This window comes from Flavobacterium sp. LM5, from assembly GCF_002017945.1.
Taxonomy (GTDB): Bacteria; Bacteroidota; Bacteroidia; order Flavobacteriales; family Flavobacteriaceae; genus Flavobacterium; species Flavobacterium succinicans.
The window spans coordinates 513,191-528,526 of the sequence record NZ_MUFX01000001.1; the positions used below are offsets into that span (position 1 = coordinate 513,191).

The 15,336-nt window shown below is 35.8% G+C and carries 15 protein-coding genes; 6 read left to right on the plus strand and 9 right to left on the minus strand.

Features of this window, described 5'->3' with window-relative positions:
- The first annotated feature begins 7 nt into the window (after window positions 1-7).
- The 4 genes from BXU11_RS02095 to BXU11_RS02110 all read left to right on the plus strand — a co-directional run bounded on the left by BXU11_RS02095 (window position 8) and on the right by BXU11_RS02110 (window position 3,532).
- Window positions 8-556: a CopD family protein gene (locus tag BXU11_RS02095; RefSeq protein WP_078210846.1), complete on the plus strand. Its 549-nt coding sequence runs from the start codon at window positions 8-10 to the stop codon at window positions 554-556.
- A gap of 139 nt (window positions 557-695) precedes the next feature.
- Window positions 696-2,168 (plus strand): PAS domain-containing sensor histidine kinase, encoded by a 1,473-nt coding sequence (locus BXU11_RS02100; protein WP_223253650.1) that lies wholly within the window; start codon window positions 696-698, stop codon window positions 2,166-2,168.
- Between the two features lie 11 nt (window positions 2,169-2,179).
- Entirely contained in the window at window positions 2,180-2,962 is a 783-nt protein-coding gene (locus tag BXU11_RS02105) for an enoyl-CoA hydratase/isomerase family protein (RefSeq protein ID WP_024980617.1), read from the plus strand.
- A gap of 168 nt (window positions 2,963-3,130) precedes the next feature.
- A complete protein-coding gene (locus BXU11_RS02110) occupies window positions 3,131-3,532 on the plus strand; it encodes a hypothetical protein (RefSeq protein ID WP_078210848.1) in 402 nt (133 codons plus the stop codon).
- A gap of 71 nt (window positions 3,533-3,603) precedes the next feature.
- Here the strand turns inward: BXU11_RS02110 and BXU11_RS02115 are convergent, their stop codons facing one another.
- From BXU11_RS02115 to BXU11_RS02125, 3 genes are all read right to left on the minus strand, one after another.
- Window positions 3,604-4,257 (minus strand): HD domain-containing protein, encoded by a 654-nt coding sequence (locus BXU11_RS02115; RefSeq protein ID WP_078210849.1) that lies wholly within the window; start codon window positions 4,255-4,257, stop codon window positions 3,604-3,606.
- A 103-nt stretch (window positions 4,258-4,360) separates the two neighbouring features.
- Window positions 4,361-5,347, minus strand: coding sequence for an acyl-ACP desaturase (locus tag BXU11_RS02120; protein ID WP_024980620.1), 987 nt, complete (start codon window positions 5,345-5,347; stop codon window positions 4,361-4,363).
- 32 nt (window positions 5,348-5,379) lie between these two features.
- Complete coding sequence (locus BXU11_RS02125; RefSeq protein ID WP_078210850.1) at window positions 5,380-6,114, minus strand: 1-acyl-sn-glycerol-3-phosphate acyltransferase; 735 nt, start codon at window positions 6,112-6,114, stop codon at window positions 5,380-5,382.
- A gap of 125 nt (window positions 6,115-6,239) precedes the next feature.
- On the opposite strand from BXU11_RS02125, the gene rnpA reads away from it, so the two are divergent.
- The gene (rnpA, locus tag BXU11_RS02130) at window positions 6,240-6,665 is read left to right on the plus strand and encodes a ribonuclease P protein component (RefSeq protein ID WP_078210851.1); all 426 of its coding nucleotides are present in this window, start codon (window positions 6,240-6,242) and stop codon (window positions 6,663-6,665) included.
- A 67-nt stretch (window positions 6,666-6,732) separates the two neighbouring features.
- Window positions 6,733-8,370 carry a S41 family peptidase gene (locus BXU11_RS02135; RefSeq protein WP_078210852.1) on the plus strand — a complete coding sequence of 546 codons (1,638 nt, stop codon included), beginning with the start codon at window positions 6,733-6,735 and terminating at the stop codon, window positions 8,368-8,370.
- Between the two features lie 291 nt (window positions 8,371-8,661).
- Here the strand turns inward: BXU11_RS02135 and BXU11_RS02140 are convergent, their stop codons facing one another.
- From BXU11_RS02140 to BXU11_RS02165, 6 genes are all read right to left on the minus strand, one after another.
- The gene (locus tag BXU11_RS02140; protein WP_078210853.1) at window positions 8,662-9,108 is read right to left on the minus strand and encodes a GNAT family N-acetyltransferase; all 447 of its coding nucleotides are present in this window, start codon (window positions 9,106-9,108) and stop codon (window positions 8,662-8,664) included.
- 3 nt (window positions 9,109-9,111) lie between these two features.
- Window positions 9,112-10,092 carry a DUF4837 family protein gene (locus BXU11_RS02145; protein ID WP_078210854.1) on the minus strand — a complete coding sequence of 327 codons (981 nt, stop codon included), beginning with the start codon at window positions 10,090-10,092 and terminating at the stop codon, window positions 9,112-9,114.
- A 47-nt stretch (window positions 10,093-10,139) separates the two neighbouring features.
- Window positions 10,140-12,140 carry a LysM peptidoglycan-binding domain-containing protein gene (locus BXU11_RS02150; RefSeq protein ID WP_078212014.1) on the minus strand — a complete coding sequence of 667 codons (2,001 nt, stop codon included), beginning with the start codon at window positions 12,138-12,140 and terminating at the stop codon, window positions 10,140-10,142.
- Window positions 12,141-12,344: 204 nt separating this feature from the next.
- On the minus strand, window positions 12,345-13,532 hold the full coding sequence (gene pgk / locus BXU11_RS02155) for a phosphoglycerate kinase (RefSeq protein WP_078210855.1): 1,188 nt from the start codon (window positions 13,530-13,532) through the stop codon (window positions 12,345-12,347).
- Between the two features lie 278 nt (window positions 13,533-13,810).
- Window positions 13,811-14,467 (minus strand): CoA transferase subunit B, encoded by a 657-nt coding sequence (locus tag BXU11_RS02160; RefSeq protein ID WP_078210856.1) that lies wholly within the window; start codon window positions 14,465-14,467, stop codon window positions 13,811-13,813.
- A gap of 128 nt (window positions 14,468-14,595) precedes the next feature.
- Window positions 14,596-15,294 (minus strand): CoA transferase subunit A, encoded by a 699-nt coding sequence (locus tag BXU11_RS02165; protein ID WP_078210857.1) that lies wholly within the window; start codon window positions 15,292-15,294, stop codon window positions 14,596-14,598.
- Between the last annotated feature and the right edge of the window lie 42 nt (window positions 15,295-15,336).

A 15,336-nucleotide genomic window follows, 5' to 3' on the forward strand; every position in this document is an offset into this window, starting at 1 on the left:
AAAATAAATGGAACTCTACAACTACCTCAAATCCTTACATATCATTTTTGTAGTGACATGGTTTGCGGGATTATTTTATATCGTTCGCTTGTTTGTCTACCAAATTGAAGCTGCCGATAAACCCTCTCCCGAAAAAGAAATTTTACAAAAACAATACAATCTAATGGCCTATCGTTTGTGGTATATCATCACTTGGCCTTCGGCAATTATTACTTTTTTTGTTGCTTTTTGGTTGTTGCTTTTTACTGATTTAGGTAAAAGTTGGTTGCAAATGCCTTGGATGCATGTCAAACTAGGTTTTGTGTTTTTATTGTATTTGTATCATTTTAGATGCCATCAAATTTTTAAACAATTACAACGTAATGAAGTAAAATACACCACCAATTATATGCGTATTTGGAATGAAGGAGCAACACTTATTTTATTTGCAGTGGTGTTTTTGGTAGTGCTCAAAAATGCCTTCAACTGGGTGTATGGCGTGATTGGTATTTTTTTATTTTCAATCATTATCATGTTGGGCTTTCGTTTTTACAAAAGAATAAGAGAAAGGAAATAGTGGTCAGAATTCAGTTTTTAGTGATCAGTTTCCAATCTGCGCCTGTTAAAATTTTGCCTGTTTGTAAATTTAAAAACCTAATTATTCGTTTGCAAAATAACTGAACACTAACAGTCTGAGCACTGAATACTATAAAATTATGCTAAACAACTTCAACATTTCGATGCTTTCCTTACGGACTAGGATTTTCCTATCGATGATTGTTGTTATTGTAGTTTCAAGTGTTTTATTAGCGTCAATTTCGATTTTACAATTTAAAAACGAAGCGCGAGATTACCATCAAGAGCGTTTGGAGCGGAAAGAAACCGCAGTAAAAGAGCATATCAATTATGTGTTATCGACCACAACCTATCCGCTAATTCAGAATAACTTACCCTTAATTTTTAAAGATAAGATCCATGAATTGTCTCAAATTCATAATGTAGAGATCAATATTTATAGTCTAGAAGGACATCTTTTGAAATCCTCCAAGGAATCATTTTCTATTGATAAAAAAGCGCCACCAGTTCCGAAATACATACTTAAGTTAGTGCGTTCCTCTATTGATAAACGTTTTGTGGATATCAAATCAGTCGATGGAGTCAAGAAGCGATCGTCTTATAGTCAAATTAAAGACGATAAATTCAAACCGCTGGGGGTGTTGAATTTGCCCTATACAGAAGACGATAGTTTTTATCAAAAGGAATTGCAAAGTTTTCTAATTCGTTTGGGACAAGTGTATTCCTTCATGCTCATAGTCGCTTTTGCTTTGGCGTATTTCTTGGCGACCTACATTACCAAATCGCTGAAAACTATTGCCGATAAAATGAGCCAAACCAATATTGAGCAGAAAAACGAAAAAATTGTCTTGGATGCGAATAGCCGTGAAATTAATTTATTGATTCGTTCCTATAACGAAATGGTCGATAAATTAGAGAAAAGTGCCCTTAAACTGGCGCAAAGCGAAAGAGAAGGTGCTTGGCGCGAAATGGCCAAACAAGTGGCGCATGAAATTAAAAATCCATTAACACCTATGCGATTAACGGTACAAAGTTTCCAAAGAAAATTTGACCCTAATGCCGATAATGTCAAACAAAAACTCAACGAATATTCTGAGACTTTAATCCAGCAAATCGATATTATGAGTGCTGTAGCTTCGGCTTTTTCGAACTTTGCCTCGATGCCTGCCCAGCAAAACGAAACATTGAATGTGGTTGAGGTTGTTGAATTGGCTTTGGATATTTTCAATGAAGAATATATTGTTTTTGAGAGTCAGTATCCAGCCATTATTTCGAGTATGGATCGCTCGCAACTCATTCGTGTCATAACCAATTTGGTCAAAAATGCTATACAAGCCATTCCAGAAAATCAGGCAGAAAAAATTATCAAAGTAGTTGTGAAAAGAGAGCAAAATCAAGTGGTTATTTCAGTTCAAGATAATGGAGTAGGAGTGTCCCAAGATGTAATATCAAAAATATTCGAGCCAAAGTTTACCACAAAATCTAGTGGTATGGGACTCGGATTAGGAATTATTAAAAACATTATAGAAAATTACAACGGAACCATTACCTTTGAAACACAATTAGGAAAAGGCACCACTTTTAGGGTGACTTTGCCCATCATTCAACCCTAAAAAACTAAACTATGAACTACGAAAATATTTTAATTGACGTTGAAAATAATATCGCTACCATTACCATCAATAGGCCTTCAAAGCTTAATGCCTTAAATATTAATACCATTTATGACTTAAATAAAGCCATAAAAACTCTTGGAAAAAATAAGGAAGTTAAAGTGATCTTACTCACCGGAAGTGGGGAAAAAGCATTTGTTGCGGGTGCAGATATTGCCGAATTTTCCGAATTTACTATTGAAGAAGGAACCGGTTTGGCTAGTGATGGTCAAATCCAGTTGTTTGACTTGATTGAAAATTTAAAAACACCAGTTATTGCAGCTATCAATGGTTTTGCTTTAGGAGGTGGATTAGAATTGGCGATGGCTTGCCACTTCAGAATTGCTTCAGACAATGCCAAAATGGGACTTCCAGAAGTTTCTTTAGGAGTCATTCCGGGTTATGGAGGAACACAACGTTTGCCACAACTCATCGGAAAAGGTCGCGCTATGGAATTAATCATGACTGCTAGTATGATCGATGCCGAAACCGCCAAAAACTATGGTTTGGTAAATCATGTTGTACCACAAGCAGAATTATTGGAGTTCGCCAAAGGAATTGCTCAAAAAATCATGAAAAATTCTCCTTTTGCTATTGGTCGAGCTATAAAAGCCATCAACGCTAATTATAAAGATGGTAAAAATGGTTTTGAAATCGAAATCAAAAACTTTGGAAAATGTTTCGGAACAGCTGATTTTAAAGAAGGAACTACCGCATTCTTAGAAAAAAGAAAAGCCAATTTTACCGGTAAATAATCAGGGAGTAAAGGGCCTTTTTTTGGTGATTAGTAACGCTAAATAGCCCCTTTTGTTTTTCATATACCTATTGCATTTTTGACATTCAACTATCAGATTATTTTTTATTGATATTTGAATGTCAAATTCTTATTAGCCCAATTTATAAATTAAATAAACTTATTTGTCATGTCCTTTCAACCTGTATTTGCTGAATTTTGGCAAAAAGTAATTGCCAGTATTGAAGATCGTTCTTTTGCTAAATTAACTTTGGCTAAAACCATTGGGGATACGGAATTAAAAAACATCTACGCGCGACCGATAATTGCAGAAGATAACAGCTTGCAATTCTCAATAATTGCCCGCTATAAAACTGAAGAAATTGAAAGTTTTCATTCGATAGACGAAACGTTTTTCGTGTTGAGTCCGTACATGAATAATCCCTTTTTGACCGCCTTGCTTTTTACTTCAGAAATGGATTTGACATTCAAATTGAACAAAAAAAGAGTAGGCAGTTTGACAGAAAGCGAGCCTACTTTTAAAAATGCTTCGGATGTTATGTTGGAATTAAAATCTAGAGAAGATAAGTAATGTGTGGTGTTCTTTGGTTTTACGTTAATACAGTACTATAGCCACTGAATACTAAAACTGCCAACTGAACACTAAACTTCCCCTTCCCACTCGGCATAAAACTGAGATAAGAAATTTTCCATGTATTTATGCCTTTTCGATGCTAATGCTGCACCGGTTTTGGTGTTCATTTTATCTTTTAGCAACAATAATTTCTCGTAAAAATGATTGATGGTTGGTGCCTGGCTTGTTTTATATTCTTCCTTGGACATACGTAAATTAGGCGCAATCTCAGGATCATATAAAGCTCTATTTTTGAACCCGCCATAATTAAATGCTCTCGCAATTCCAATCGCACCAATGGCATCCAAACGATCGGCATCTTGCACAATATCCAATTCAATGGATGAAAAAGTACGCTCCGTTTTGCCGCCTTTAAATGAAATATTAGCAATAATTTGTACCACATGCTCAATGATTTCTTGAGAAACTTGGTGTTCTTCTAAAAACTTCCGAGCCGTTTTGGGTCCAATAGTTTCATCGCCTCCATGAAATTTACTATCGGCAATGTCATGTAGTAAAGCCCCAAGTTGGACGACAAGTGTGTCACAGATTTCCGATGAAGCAATAAGTAAAGCGTTTTTATAGACCCTTTCTATATGAAACCAATCATGTCCTCCCTCTGCATCGGCAAGTGTTTGTTTTACAAAAAGAATCGTATCGTGAATTAGTTTGGCGTGATTCATAGGAGTTGTTTTGATTTGAAAAAAAAACTGATTTCAAAGTGATGTTCTTCAAAATCAGTTTTTATGAGCTTAATTTTAATCTGTATTAGTTAAAAATGAAGGATTATAATCTAGCTGGTTCAACCCATTTGAAAATATAAGACTCGGATGGAATCACCAATCGTTCGGATATTTTGGCCATTCGAGAAGGAAGTTTCATTAGGTAATCTCTAGCTTTTTCGGCTTCGTCTGTTAATCCACCAATTTTATCAATTTCCCATTTATCAATCAATTTCTGCATTATTTCTACATAATCAGAAGCGGTGTAGACTCCAATTCGTTGTGCCGAATCTGAAAATTGTTCAAAAGCAGAGCTGATTTTTTGTCCAGATTCTCTCAAGAAATGAGCTGGCATCACAATTTTTTGCTTCATCATGTATTGAAAAGCCAACATCATTTCGCTTGGGTCTACTTTGAAAATTTGATTTACAAATTCACTATACGCATGATGATGACGCATTTCATCGCCAGCAATCATTTTACACATTTTGGATAGTTTTTTGTCACCAAAATTTTTAGCAATTTGCGATACACGGTTATGCGACACATAAGTAGCTAGTTCTTGAAAACTCGTATAAACAAAATTTTTGTAGGGATCGGTTCCGGTACCAATATCAAAGCCGTCATTGATTAAATGTTGCGTAGTAACCTCTACTTCGCGCATATTTACTCGGCCAGACAAATACAAATATTTGTTTAATAGATCACCGTGACGGTTTTCTTCACCTGTCCATTGACGGATCCATTTGGACCAACCGTTGCGTTCTTGATTATCTACTCCTTCTACTTCCATCAACCAGGATTCATAAGTTGGTAAAGCTTCTTCAGTAATGGTGTCACCTACAAGCGCTACCCAAAAATCATAAGGTAAATCTTTGGCAATTTCTCTCAATTCTTTCACTTCATCTAAGAAGGTATCGCTCTCAGAGTTTGGTAAAAAATCAGAAGGCTGCCATATTTTTTCTACCGGAATTAGAAATTGGTCTACAAAACTGTCGACGTTTTTTTCTAAAAACTGCATCACTTCTAATCGAATGTTTTTTATTGACATGGTATTTATTATTTAGGTATTGGTTTTATATTTTAGTAGCGTATTTCGCTAACGACAGCTGCTTCGGTTTTTTGAATTAAATCTGCAAAAGCAAAGTCTTTTACGGCCATGGGTTCATGTATAGTAAAAGTTAGTCGGTTGCCTAATCCCATTGGGAAAGCGCCAAAACGCACCATTTTCCAAGAATTATTTATAGTAATGGGCACCACATAAGCGGAAGGTGCATATTTACATAATATTTTTAATCCGCTTTGTGCAAACTCCTTTGGTTTTCCTGTTTTACTTCGGGTGCCTTCAGGGAAAATAACGGCTGAACGAGTATTTTTTTCTATATATTCTGACAAACCTTTAATAGTTGGGATGGCTTGTTTAGGATCTTTTCTATCAATCAACACCGAACCTCCGTGGCGTAAATTATAGGATACACTTGGAATGCCACTACCCAATTCCTTTTTGCTTACAAATTTACAATGGAAACGACGCATAAACCAGATCATGGCAATGATGTCATACATGCTTTGATGATTAGCTACAATAATAAGAGGAACGTTTTTAGGTATGAGATCTAAATTATTAAACTGATACGTTGTTCCTAATAAATTGGTACATTTCACTAGAAAAAAATTTAAGTAATCTACACTTTTCTTATGGGCTTGATAGCCGAATATATTGAAACAAAGCCACTGAATAGGGTGGAAAATTACTAAACACAAACCAAAACACAAATAGTAAACTATGGATATGGGGTACGAAATTATTTTTTGCATGCGATTAAAATAAGCGTCAAAAGTACAAATTAAATTATTTAATGCTATTTAATTCGTAAACAATAATCTGTTTGGGCTTTAATTGTAACTTTGCAGACAAATTATCCCCTTTTTATTTGAATTTAATGGATTTCAACTACCCAAAAGAAGAAAAGCTCAAAAGTAAAATCACTATCGGTTTATTGTTTTCCGAAGGTAAATCCGTATCTAAATATCCGTTGCGTTTGGTGTATTGTCCTTTGAATAATAACGAGCAACAGCCTATAAAAATGGGAGTGTCAGTATCCAAAAAGTATTTTAAAAAAGCTGTTGATCGCAATTATTTTAAAAGAGTATTACGTGAAACGTATCGATTGAATAAACATTTGCTTTTAGATGCTTTGGAAGAACCTTATGGTTTTATGTTTTTTTATCAAACCAAAGAGCGATTGACGTATGAAGAAATTAATACCAAAACCATCCAATTGTTTGAAAAATTTGTAGCACAGCTTGCACAGAAGAAAGTTGTCCAAAGTACTGATTCACCTTGTACTGATATCTCTCAAAAATAACAGGTCGAGTATTTATTCCCCTTTTATTATTAAATTAGAAGTCTATTAATCAATCAACGCTTTACTTATGAACGCTTTTTTTCAAAAAAAATATATCATTCCTGTTTTGGCTTCTGCTTTTTTGTTTATTGGAGTGAGTTTCAAAAATGATTTTTTTGAAATCGCCAAGCAAATCGAAATTTTCACTACCCTTTTTAAGGAAGTCAACGCTAATTATGTTGACGAGACAAACCCCGGCGATTTGATGGATAAAGCCATTAAAGGAATGCTGGCCAGTTTGGATCCGTATACCAATTATTTTAATGAGGCGGATGTAGTAAAATTCAAAATTAATAATACGGGCGAATATACTGGAATCGGTGCGTTAATCAGTAGGAGAGAAGAACAGTTGATTATCAAAGAACCCTATAAAAATTTCCCTGCCGATAAAGCGGGACTCAAAGCAGGCGATGCTATTATTCAAATTGGTGACGTAATGCTGAAAGATTTTAAAGATGATGCCTCTCAATTGCTTAAAGGTGCCAAAAACACCAAAATCGACATCAAATACATTCGTCAAGGCAAAACGTTGAGTACGCAATTGGTTTTGGATGAAGTAGATCTTAAAGCGGTACCTTTTTTCGGAAAAATTGACGCTAAAACGGGTTATATTGTGTTGACTAGCTTTACCAAAAAAGCTTCTTCGGAAGTAAAAGAAGCTTTGGAACAACTCAAAAGAGAAGGGGCAGATCGTATTGTTTTGGACTTACGCGATAATCCCGGCGGACTGTTGAATGAAGCGGTGAATATTTGCAATTTGTTTGTTCCCAAAAATGAGATTATAGTTACCACTAAATCGAAAGTAGAAAAATATAATAATACCTATAAAACCACTCGCGAACCTGTAGATTTGAACATACCTGTAGTAGTTATTGTCAATGGACGAAGCGCTTCTGCCTCAGAGATTGTAGCAGGTGCGTTGCAGGATTTGGATCGTGCGGTAGTAGTGGGGAGCCGTAGTTTCGGTAAAGGGCTGGTTCAGCGCCCGATTGATCTGACCTACGGTACGCAAATAAAAGTGACTATTTCTCGTTACTACACACCTTCAGGACGTTGCATCCAAGCCTTGGATTATGCTCGAAAAGATAAAAATGGAGCGGCCATACGCACCGAAGAAAAAAATTACACTGCTTTTAAAACGCGTAAAGGAAGAACCGTGTACGATGGAGGAGGCATTCAACCTGATGTTGAGCTTTCAGAAACGCAAGTGAGTGCCATAGCCAATGCCGTAATTAAAAACGATGCTATCTTTGATTATGCTACCACTTATTATTACAAAAATCCCAATCTCGGGACTACCATTCCTACGATAAACGACGCAGATTATGCAGATTTTAAGCAATTTTTGAAAACCAAAAAATTCAATTTGGATACCGAAACCGAGTTGAATTTGAAAAAGACTTTGGCAGCGGCCAAAAAAGAAAAAATTGACGAAGCGATTATTGCAGAATACCAACAATTGTTAAACGCCATCCAAAAAAGTGAATGGAACGCTTTGGACAAAAATCAAAAAGAAATCAAAAATTTATTGCTGGACGAGATTATCAAGCGCTACCAATACCAAGAAGGATTGTATCAATACTACATTAAAAATAATTCTGAAATCAAAAAGGCAGTAAGTGTGTTGAGTACTTCGGCGGAGTACAATAGTATCTTGAAGATGTAAAAGAAATACCCAATAGAAATCAGCATCTATTCTTAAACATATTAGGCATATAAGCATTCAAGTCAATGTCTGAAATTTTTGAACCATATAAGAAATTTAAGGTCATATAAGTTAGTTTTAATGGATATTAAATTCTTCTCTTAATGTTTTACAAAACATAACTCTAGTTTAAAAACAGTACTAGTGTCATTTCGAGCGCAGTCGAGAACCATTACTAAATCTCGACTGCGCTCGATATGACAAAAAACAGCAATTGTGTAAGTGGAAATCTAAGATTCATAATTTATATGATTACCCTCTCTTCATCTCAATATGTGGAATATCATCTTCTAAATATATATCGCTAATGGCCACAAAGCCATGGCTTTCATAGAATTTTTTCAAGTACAATTGTGCGCCAATCGTAATGACAGTTTCTTTAAAATGAGATGCAATGCCTGCAATTGCGTTTTGCATGAGCTCATGTCCCCATTTTTTATCTCTATAATAGGAATCCACCACTACACGTCCGATGGAAGCTTCTGGAAAACTTATGCCTGGTGATAATAAACGGGCGTGGGCTACAATTTTGTCCTCGTAGGTTCCAAAAAGATGGAGTGCCTTTTTGTCTTTTCCGTCTAAATCCAAATAGACGCAGTTTTGCTCCAATACAAAAATTTCACTTCGTAGTCTCAAGATATCATACAATTCGTCTACGGTCAAATCATGAAATGCTTTAATTTGCCAGTGTAACCCCATTTTTTATTTTTTTCTTTTAATAATTTTTACCGATTTGATAATAGATTCCAGCTCAAACATAACATCGCGTTTATCATCTGCTGGCGAATAACAAAAGCCTTCAATCACCATCAATCTCCTATATTCTTTGTCAAAAATAACATAATTGATAAATGGTCCCGACATGAAATCATTTTTTAACTCCCAGGTTCCTTTTGATTCATAGGTGGTGCAGTTGTCTAATTGTATGGTAGATAAATAAGGTGCATACCCTTTTTCGGTAATCATGGGCATTTGAATGTCCTTACCTTTAATGTATAAGTTGCCAATTGAATCCCGCATTTTTATAATAGATCCAATGGGGTCTTTGCGAGAAATGGTTTCTAACGGTACATGATAGAGTAATAAACTCATGCTTCCACTAGTGATTTCTTTTTTCAACCAAATTAATCGAGGTTTTTGCAATGCGTAGGTAAAGGTTTCGGGAACCTCTATTTCGATCTGAAATTTATTTTTGAATATTTTGGGGTTTAATAGCGCCTCTCGATTGTTTTTTTGAACGACTTCAATTTCGCCTTTCTTTAGCGTTTGAATCATTTCGGGAGCGTGTTTTTCTAGAAGATATAAAAGTGTATCCGTGGTAGAGCCCGACAAATGAAAGACGGTTTGGGGAGCAGCATATTTGTTTTTTTTGATTTCGAAAAAGGTGTTTTTTCCTTTTTTGATGACGATAATAGAACGGCTATCGGTAATAAATCCTTCTACTAATTTATCTGCGTATTGATTCAGGGTAAAAAGTGGTTCTTCTTGCGGAAGCCCTATAACTGGAGCTGCAAATTTATTGCGCAAGGTGTCACCCACTTCACCATTCCATAGCGCATCATTCATGATCACCGAGATTGTATTGATGTCTCCAGAGGATTCGCGCAATACGTTGTCTTGTTTTTTGGAACAAGAAATTATAAATGTGAAAAAGAGGAGGTATAAAAAATGGGCTTTATTCATAATTTTAAAATTAAAAATAAAACCCAAAAGTAACCTAATTTATTGTATTATCCGTTTATTTTCAACTTCATTCCGGGCTTTAAATCGCTTGCATTAATTCCATTCCATTTTTCTAAGTCGGAAATAGTAACTCCTGGATATTTTTTTGAGATGCTATACAATGAGTCACCTTTTTTAACATAATAGTCGTTAGTAATTCCTTTAGGTTTTGAAGGATAAATTTCTCTCTTTTTAAAGGAATCAGCCGTGGCGTTATTGGTTACAATAGCAATTTCATTTTTAGCTACAATTAGTGTCTTACCTGCTGTGATTTTATTTTTAACAATTGAATTCCATGAAATTAAATCAGTAGTAGGTGTCCCGAATTTCTTTGCAATGGTGCCCAAGTTATCACCTTCTTGTACCACATACGTAATGTCTTTTAATTCAGGTTTTACGCCTACTTGTGCCACTACAGCATTGGAGTTGGTTATGTTAATCCTTGCGCCAGGGGTAAAGCTAGTAGCTGTAATTGGATTCCATTTTTTTAGATCCTCAGCAGAAATATTGTATTTTGCAGCAATAGTATTGAGATTATCACCTTTTTGAACAATATGTTGCGTAGGGTTTTCTGCGACCAACAGCGAGTCTATGGACTTGTCATCTTTGACAGTTTTGTTTTCCGCTAGGGATTGCTGGGATGTAAAAGAGGGAGTGTTGAGGGCTGGACGTGTCGATTTTATTTTTAAAATTTTACCCATTGCCACGGTATTCCCTTTGATATTATTCCACTTTTTCAAATTGGCAACCGATACTTTGTAATCGGCGGCGACTGTATTTAAATTATCCCCTTTTTTAATTTTATACCATTCGTTGATAGTGGTAGTGGCTTCTTTAGTAGTGGTATTTGCGGCAATAGCGCTAGGAGTGTTCCATTGTACAGGATTTTTCCTTTTTTCATTGTCATATGCTGTGTAGGCGTATATCTTTTCTTCATTCGAAGTAAAAAGGCCAATTTTGCTATGAGGTAGTCTTAAATAATGCGCTTGATTGTCGTAAACTGGAATGACATTCATTTTATAAGACGGATTAAGTACTTGTAATTCGCTTATCGAAACGTCTATTAAATCTGCAATTTGTTTAAAAGTTATTTCTTTTTGAATACGAATCGTATCCGTTTCAAAGTGCTTTAATTTGGCACGTTGTGGAACTATCCCATGCTCTTTATGGTATTCGTATAAGTACATGGTCGCCAAAAAGGCAGGAAGATAGCCTTGTGTTTCTTTTGGAAGATGGGTTTTAATTTTCCAAAAATTGTGATAACCGCCAGAGCGTCTTATGGCTTTGGTTACATTTCCAGGTCCTGAATTATAGGAGGCTAGCACCAAATCCCAATCCTGAAATAGAGGATACATGTTGGCCATGTATTGGGCTGCTGCTTCAGATGATTTTAACGGATCCGATCGTTCATCGATATAGGAGTCAATTTTTAAATTGTATTGTTTGCCCGTATGATACATGAACTGCCACAGTCCAGTCGCGCCAACTCTCGACACGGCTTTTGGATTTAAGGCCGATTCTACAACGGCAAGATACTTTATTTCTAATGGAATGTTTTTATTGGCTAATGCTTCTTCAAAAATGGGAAAATAGTATTCGGAGGTGGCCATTAATTTGCCAAAAGCATGCCGTCTGTTTTTTAAGAATGATTTTATTAAGTTTTCAAGACCTTGATTGTATTCGATATGAAAGGGTGATTTGGCATCCAAGGCGGCTAACCGTTCTTTAAGTAAAGCCGTTGGTAATTCTTGATCGATGGTTACATCGGTATTTAGAGTCTGAATATCGGTCGCTAAGTCATTGTAAATGTCGCTGGTTGCTAACTCTTTCATCCAAAGGCTATCCATTACTTCTGTTTTGGAATGGCTCACAAAAGTTTGTTTGATAGAATCGAGATAACTAACTGGTTTTTCAATCATTGGTGCTGTTTTTACTTCTTCAACTTGCTGCGAAAATACAGTTAGTGAAAAAAGAAAAAAGAAGCTTAATGTGGTATTTTTAAAACTCATAGATTTTATATTCAAAGTGCTTTTTTCCAAATGCTTACATACGACAATTGCAAAAATACTTGGTAAGAACTAAAAAAAACCATAAATATTGTTAAATATACAACATTTATGGTTTTTAAGGTACTTTTATTTTAAAAAACAGAGTTAAAGTAAGATTTTTCAATAGCACATTTAGCTTCTGATTTGCTGCTGTGCTGTATAATCTTATTCTAAAATAGCGGCGATACCCGGTAAAGTTCTACCTTCTAGCATTTCAAGCATGGCGCCACCTCCTGTAGAAACGTAGCTCATTTTTTCTTCGAAACCAAATTGTTTCACTGCTGCAACTGAATCTCCACCACCTACTAAAGAAAAAGCGCCATTAGCAGTAGCTTCTGCGATGTAATCTCCTAATGCAATAGTTCCTGCTGCAAAAGTTGGCATCTCGAAAACTCCTAATGGTCCATTCCAAAGAATCGTTTTTGAGGCCAAAATAACTTCTTTGAAGTTGGCTAATGATTTTGGACCTGCATCCAAACCTTGCCATCCGTCAGGAATTGCTTTTACATCCACAATTTGTGTGTTGGCTGTATTTGAAAAATCATCTGCAGCAACCACGTCAACAGGAATGTGGATTTGAACTCCTTTTTCTTTCGCTAAACGCAAAATTTCAAGTGCTAGTTCTTGTTTGTCATCTTCACAAATTGAATTTCCAACAGAACCACCTAAGGCTTTTACAAAAGTAAAGGTCATACCTCCACCAATGATCATGTGGTCCACTTTATCCAAAATATTTTCAATAACTGTAATTTTAGAAGATACTTTAGAACCACCTAAAACAGCAGTAACTGGTTTTTCGCTATTTTTCAATACTTTGTTTAAGCTTTCAATTTCTTTAGCCAATAACGTTCCAAAACATTTACTAGTTGCAAAAAATTGTGCAATGATGGTCGTAGAGGCATGTGCTCTATGAGCTGTTCCAAAAGCATCGTTTACATAGATATCTCCTAATGCGGCTAATTGTTTAGCAAAGTCAACATCACCAGCTTCTTCTTCTTTGTAAAAACGTAAGTTTTCTAACAATAGTACTTGTCCTGGTTGTAGGTTGGCTGCCGCTGTTGTTGCTGGTTCACCAATACAATCTGAAGCAAATTGAACAGGTACTCCAAAAACTTCAGAAACTTTTGCTACAATATGACGTAACGAATATTTGTCTTCCGCTCCTTTTGGTCTTCCTAAGTGTGACATTAATATTACGCTTCCACCATCGGCTAAAATTTTGTCAATTGTAGGTTTGGCAGCTTCGATACGGTTAGCGTCTGTTACATTGAAATTTTCATCCAATGGCACATTAAAGTCTACACGGATAATCGCTTTTTTATCTTTGAAATTGAAATCGTTTAATGTTCTCATTATATAAAGTATTTAATTGTAAATTATAATCTTATCTCACAAAGATAAACTATTTTGTCTTTCGGCTTTCTAGCTTAATCTATTAAAATATACTTAATTAATAACGAAAACGATGTAATTTTTTAATAAAATCAAATTTTTGACTTAAAAAAAATAGTATCGCATTATTTCGTTTTTTTTGAGTTTGAAAGATGATTCAAGTGCCATAAAAAAATCCAAAGCATGAGACGATTCTTTGCTTTGGATTTGATGATTTATTATTGAAAAAAGTGCTGTGATTACGCGATATTCATTTCTGGGATATCGCCTTCTATAATTAAGGAGGCTTCCGTTGCTTTGATTATTTCTTCGATGCTCACTCCTGGCGCTCGTTCTAATAATTTAAAACCTTTAGGTGTGATTTCCATAACGGCCAACTCGGTCACTACTTTTTTTACACAACCTACGCCGGTTAGTGGTAAGGTACATTTTTTGAGAATTTTGCTTTCGCCTGCTTTGTTTACGTGCATCATGGCCACAATAATGTTTTCCGCAGAGGCGACTAAATCCATGGCGCCGCCCATTCCTTTGACCATTTTTCCTGGAATTTTCCAGTTGGCAATATCGCCGTTTTCGGCAACTTCCATAGCTCCCAAAATGGTTAAATCAACATGTTGCCCTCTAATCATTCCGAAACTTGTGGCCGAATCAAAGAAACTAGCGCCTGGTAAGGTGGTAATGGTTTGTTTTCCGGCATTAATTAAATCGGCATCTTCTTCGCCTTCAAACGGGAAAGGTCCCATGCCTAACACCCCGTTTTCGCTTTGAAATTCTACCGAAATATCTTCTCTTACATAATTGGCTACCAAGGTTGGAATCCCGATGCCAAGGTTTACAAAGTAACCGTCTTGTACTTCTTTTGCAATGCGTTTTGCTATATCTTCTTTTGTTAGCATAATTTTGTTTTTTGAAACATAAAAGTCATATAATTTTTGTTTTAGGATCGTCTATTAAACCTTTTGAATCAAATAGGGTTAAGTACGTTTTCACTTCAGACTGAATACTAAAAAAGGACCACTGAACACTATCTTTTCCTAACCGTTCTTTGCTCTATTCGTTTTTCATATTTTTCTCCTTGAAAAATACGTTGCACTAAAATTCCAGGAATGTGAATTTGATTCGGATCCAAAGTGCCTGCTTCGACTAATTCTTCTACTTCGGCAATGGTAATTTTTGCGGCACCACACATGCAAGGATTAAAGTTTCGAGCTGTTCCTTTGAAGATTAAATTACCTGCTGTATCGCCTTTCCAGGCCTTAACAATCGCAAAGTCTGCTTTGAAAGCTTCTTCCATGATGTGCATTTTACCATTGAATTCGCGTACTTCTTTTCCTTCTGCTACTTCAGTTCCATAACCAGCAGGGGTGAAAAAAGCAGGAATTCCGGCTTGAGCTGCTCGGCATCGTTCGGCAAGAGTACCTTGCGGAATTAAATCAACTTCTAATTCTCCAGACAGCATTTGGCGTTCAAATTCAGCATTTTCGCCTACGTACGAAGAAATCATTTTTTTGATTTGTTTGTTTTGCAAGAGTAAGCCAAGGCCAAAATCGTCTACGCCAGCATTATTGGAGATACAAGTTAGTTGCTTGGTCTCTTTTTGGACTAAAGCAGCAATGGCATTTTCGGGTATGCCACAAAGGCCAAAGCCGCCTAACATTAAGGTCATTCCGCTCTCAATCCCCGAAAGGGCTTCTTGAACATTTGAAACGGTTTTATTTATCATAAGTAATAGTTTAAAAGGTAGCTACAAACGAAATCGATTTCG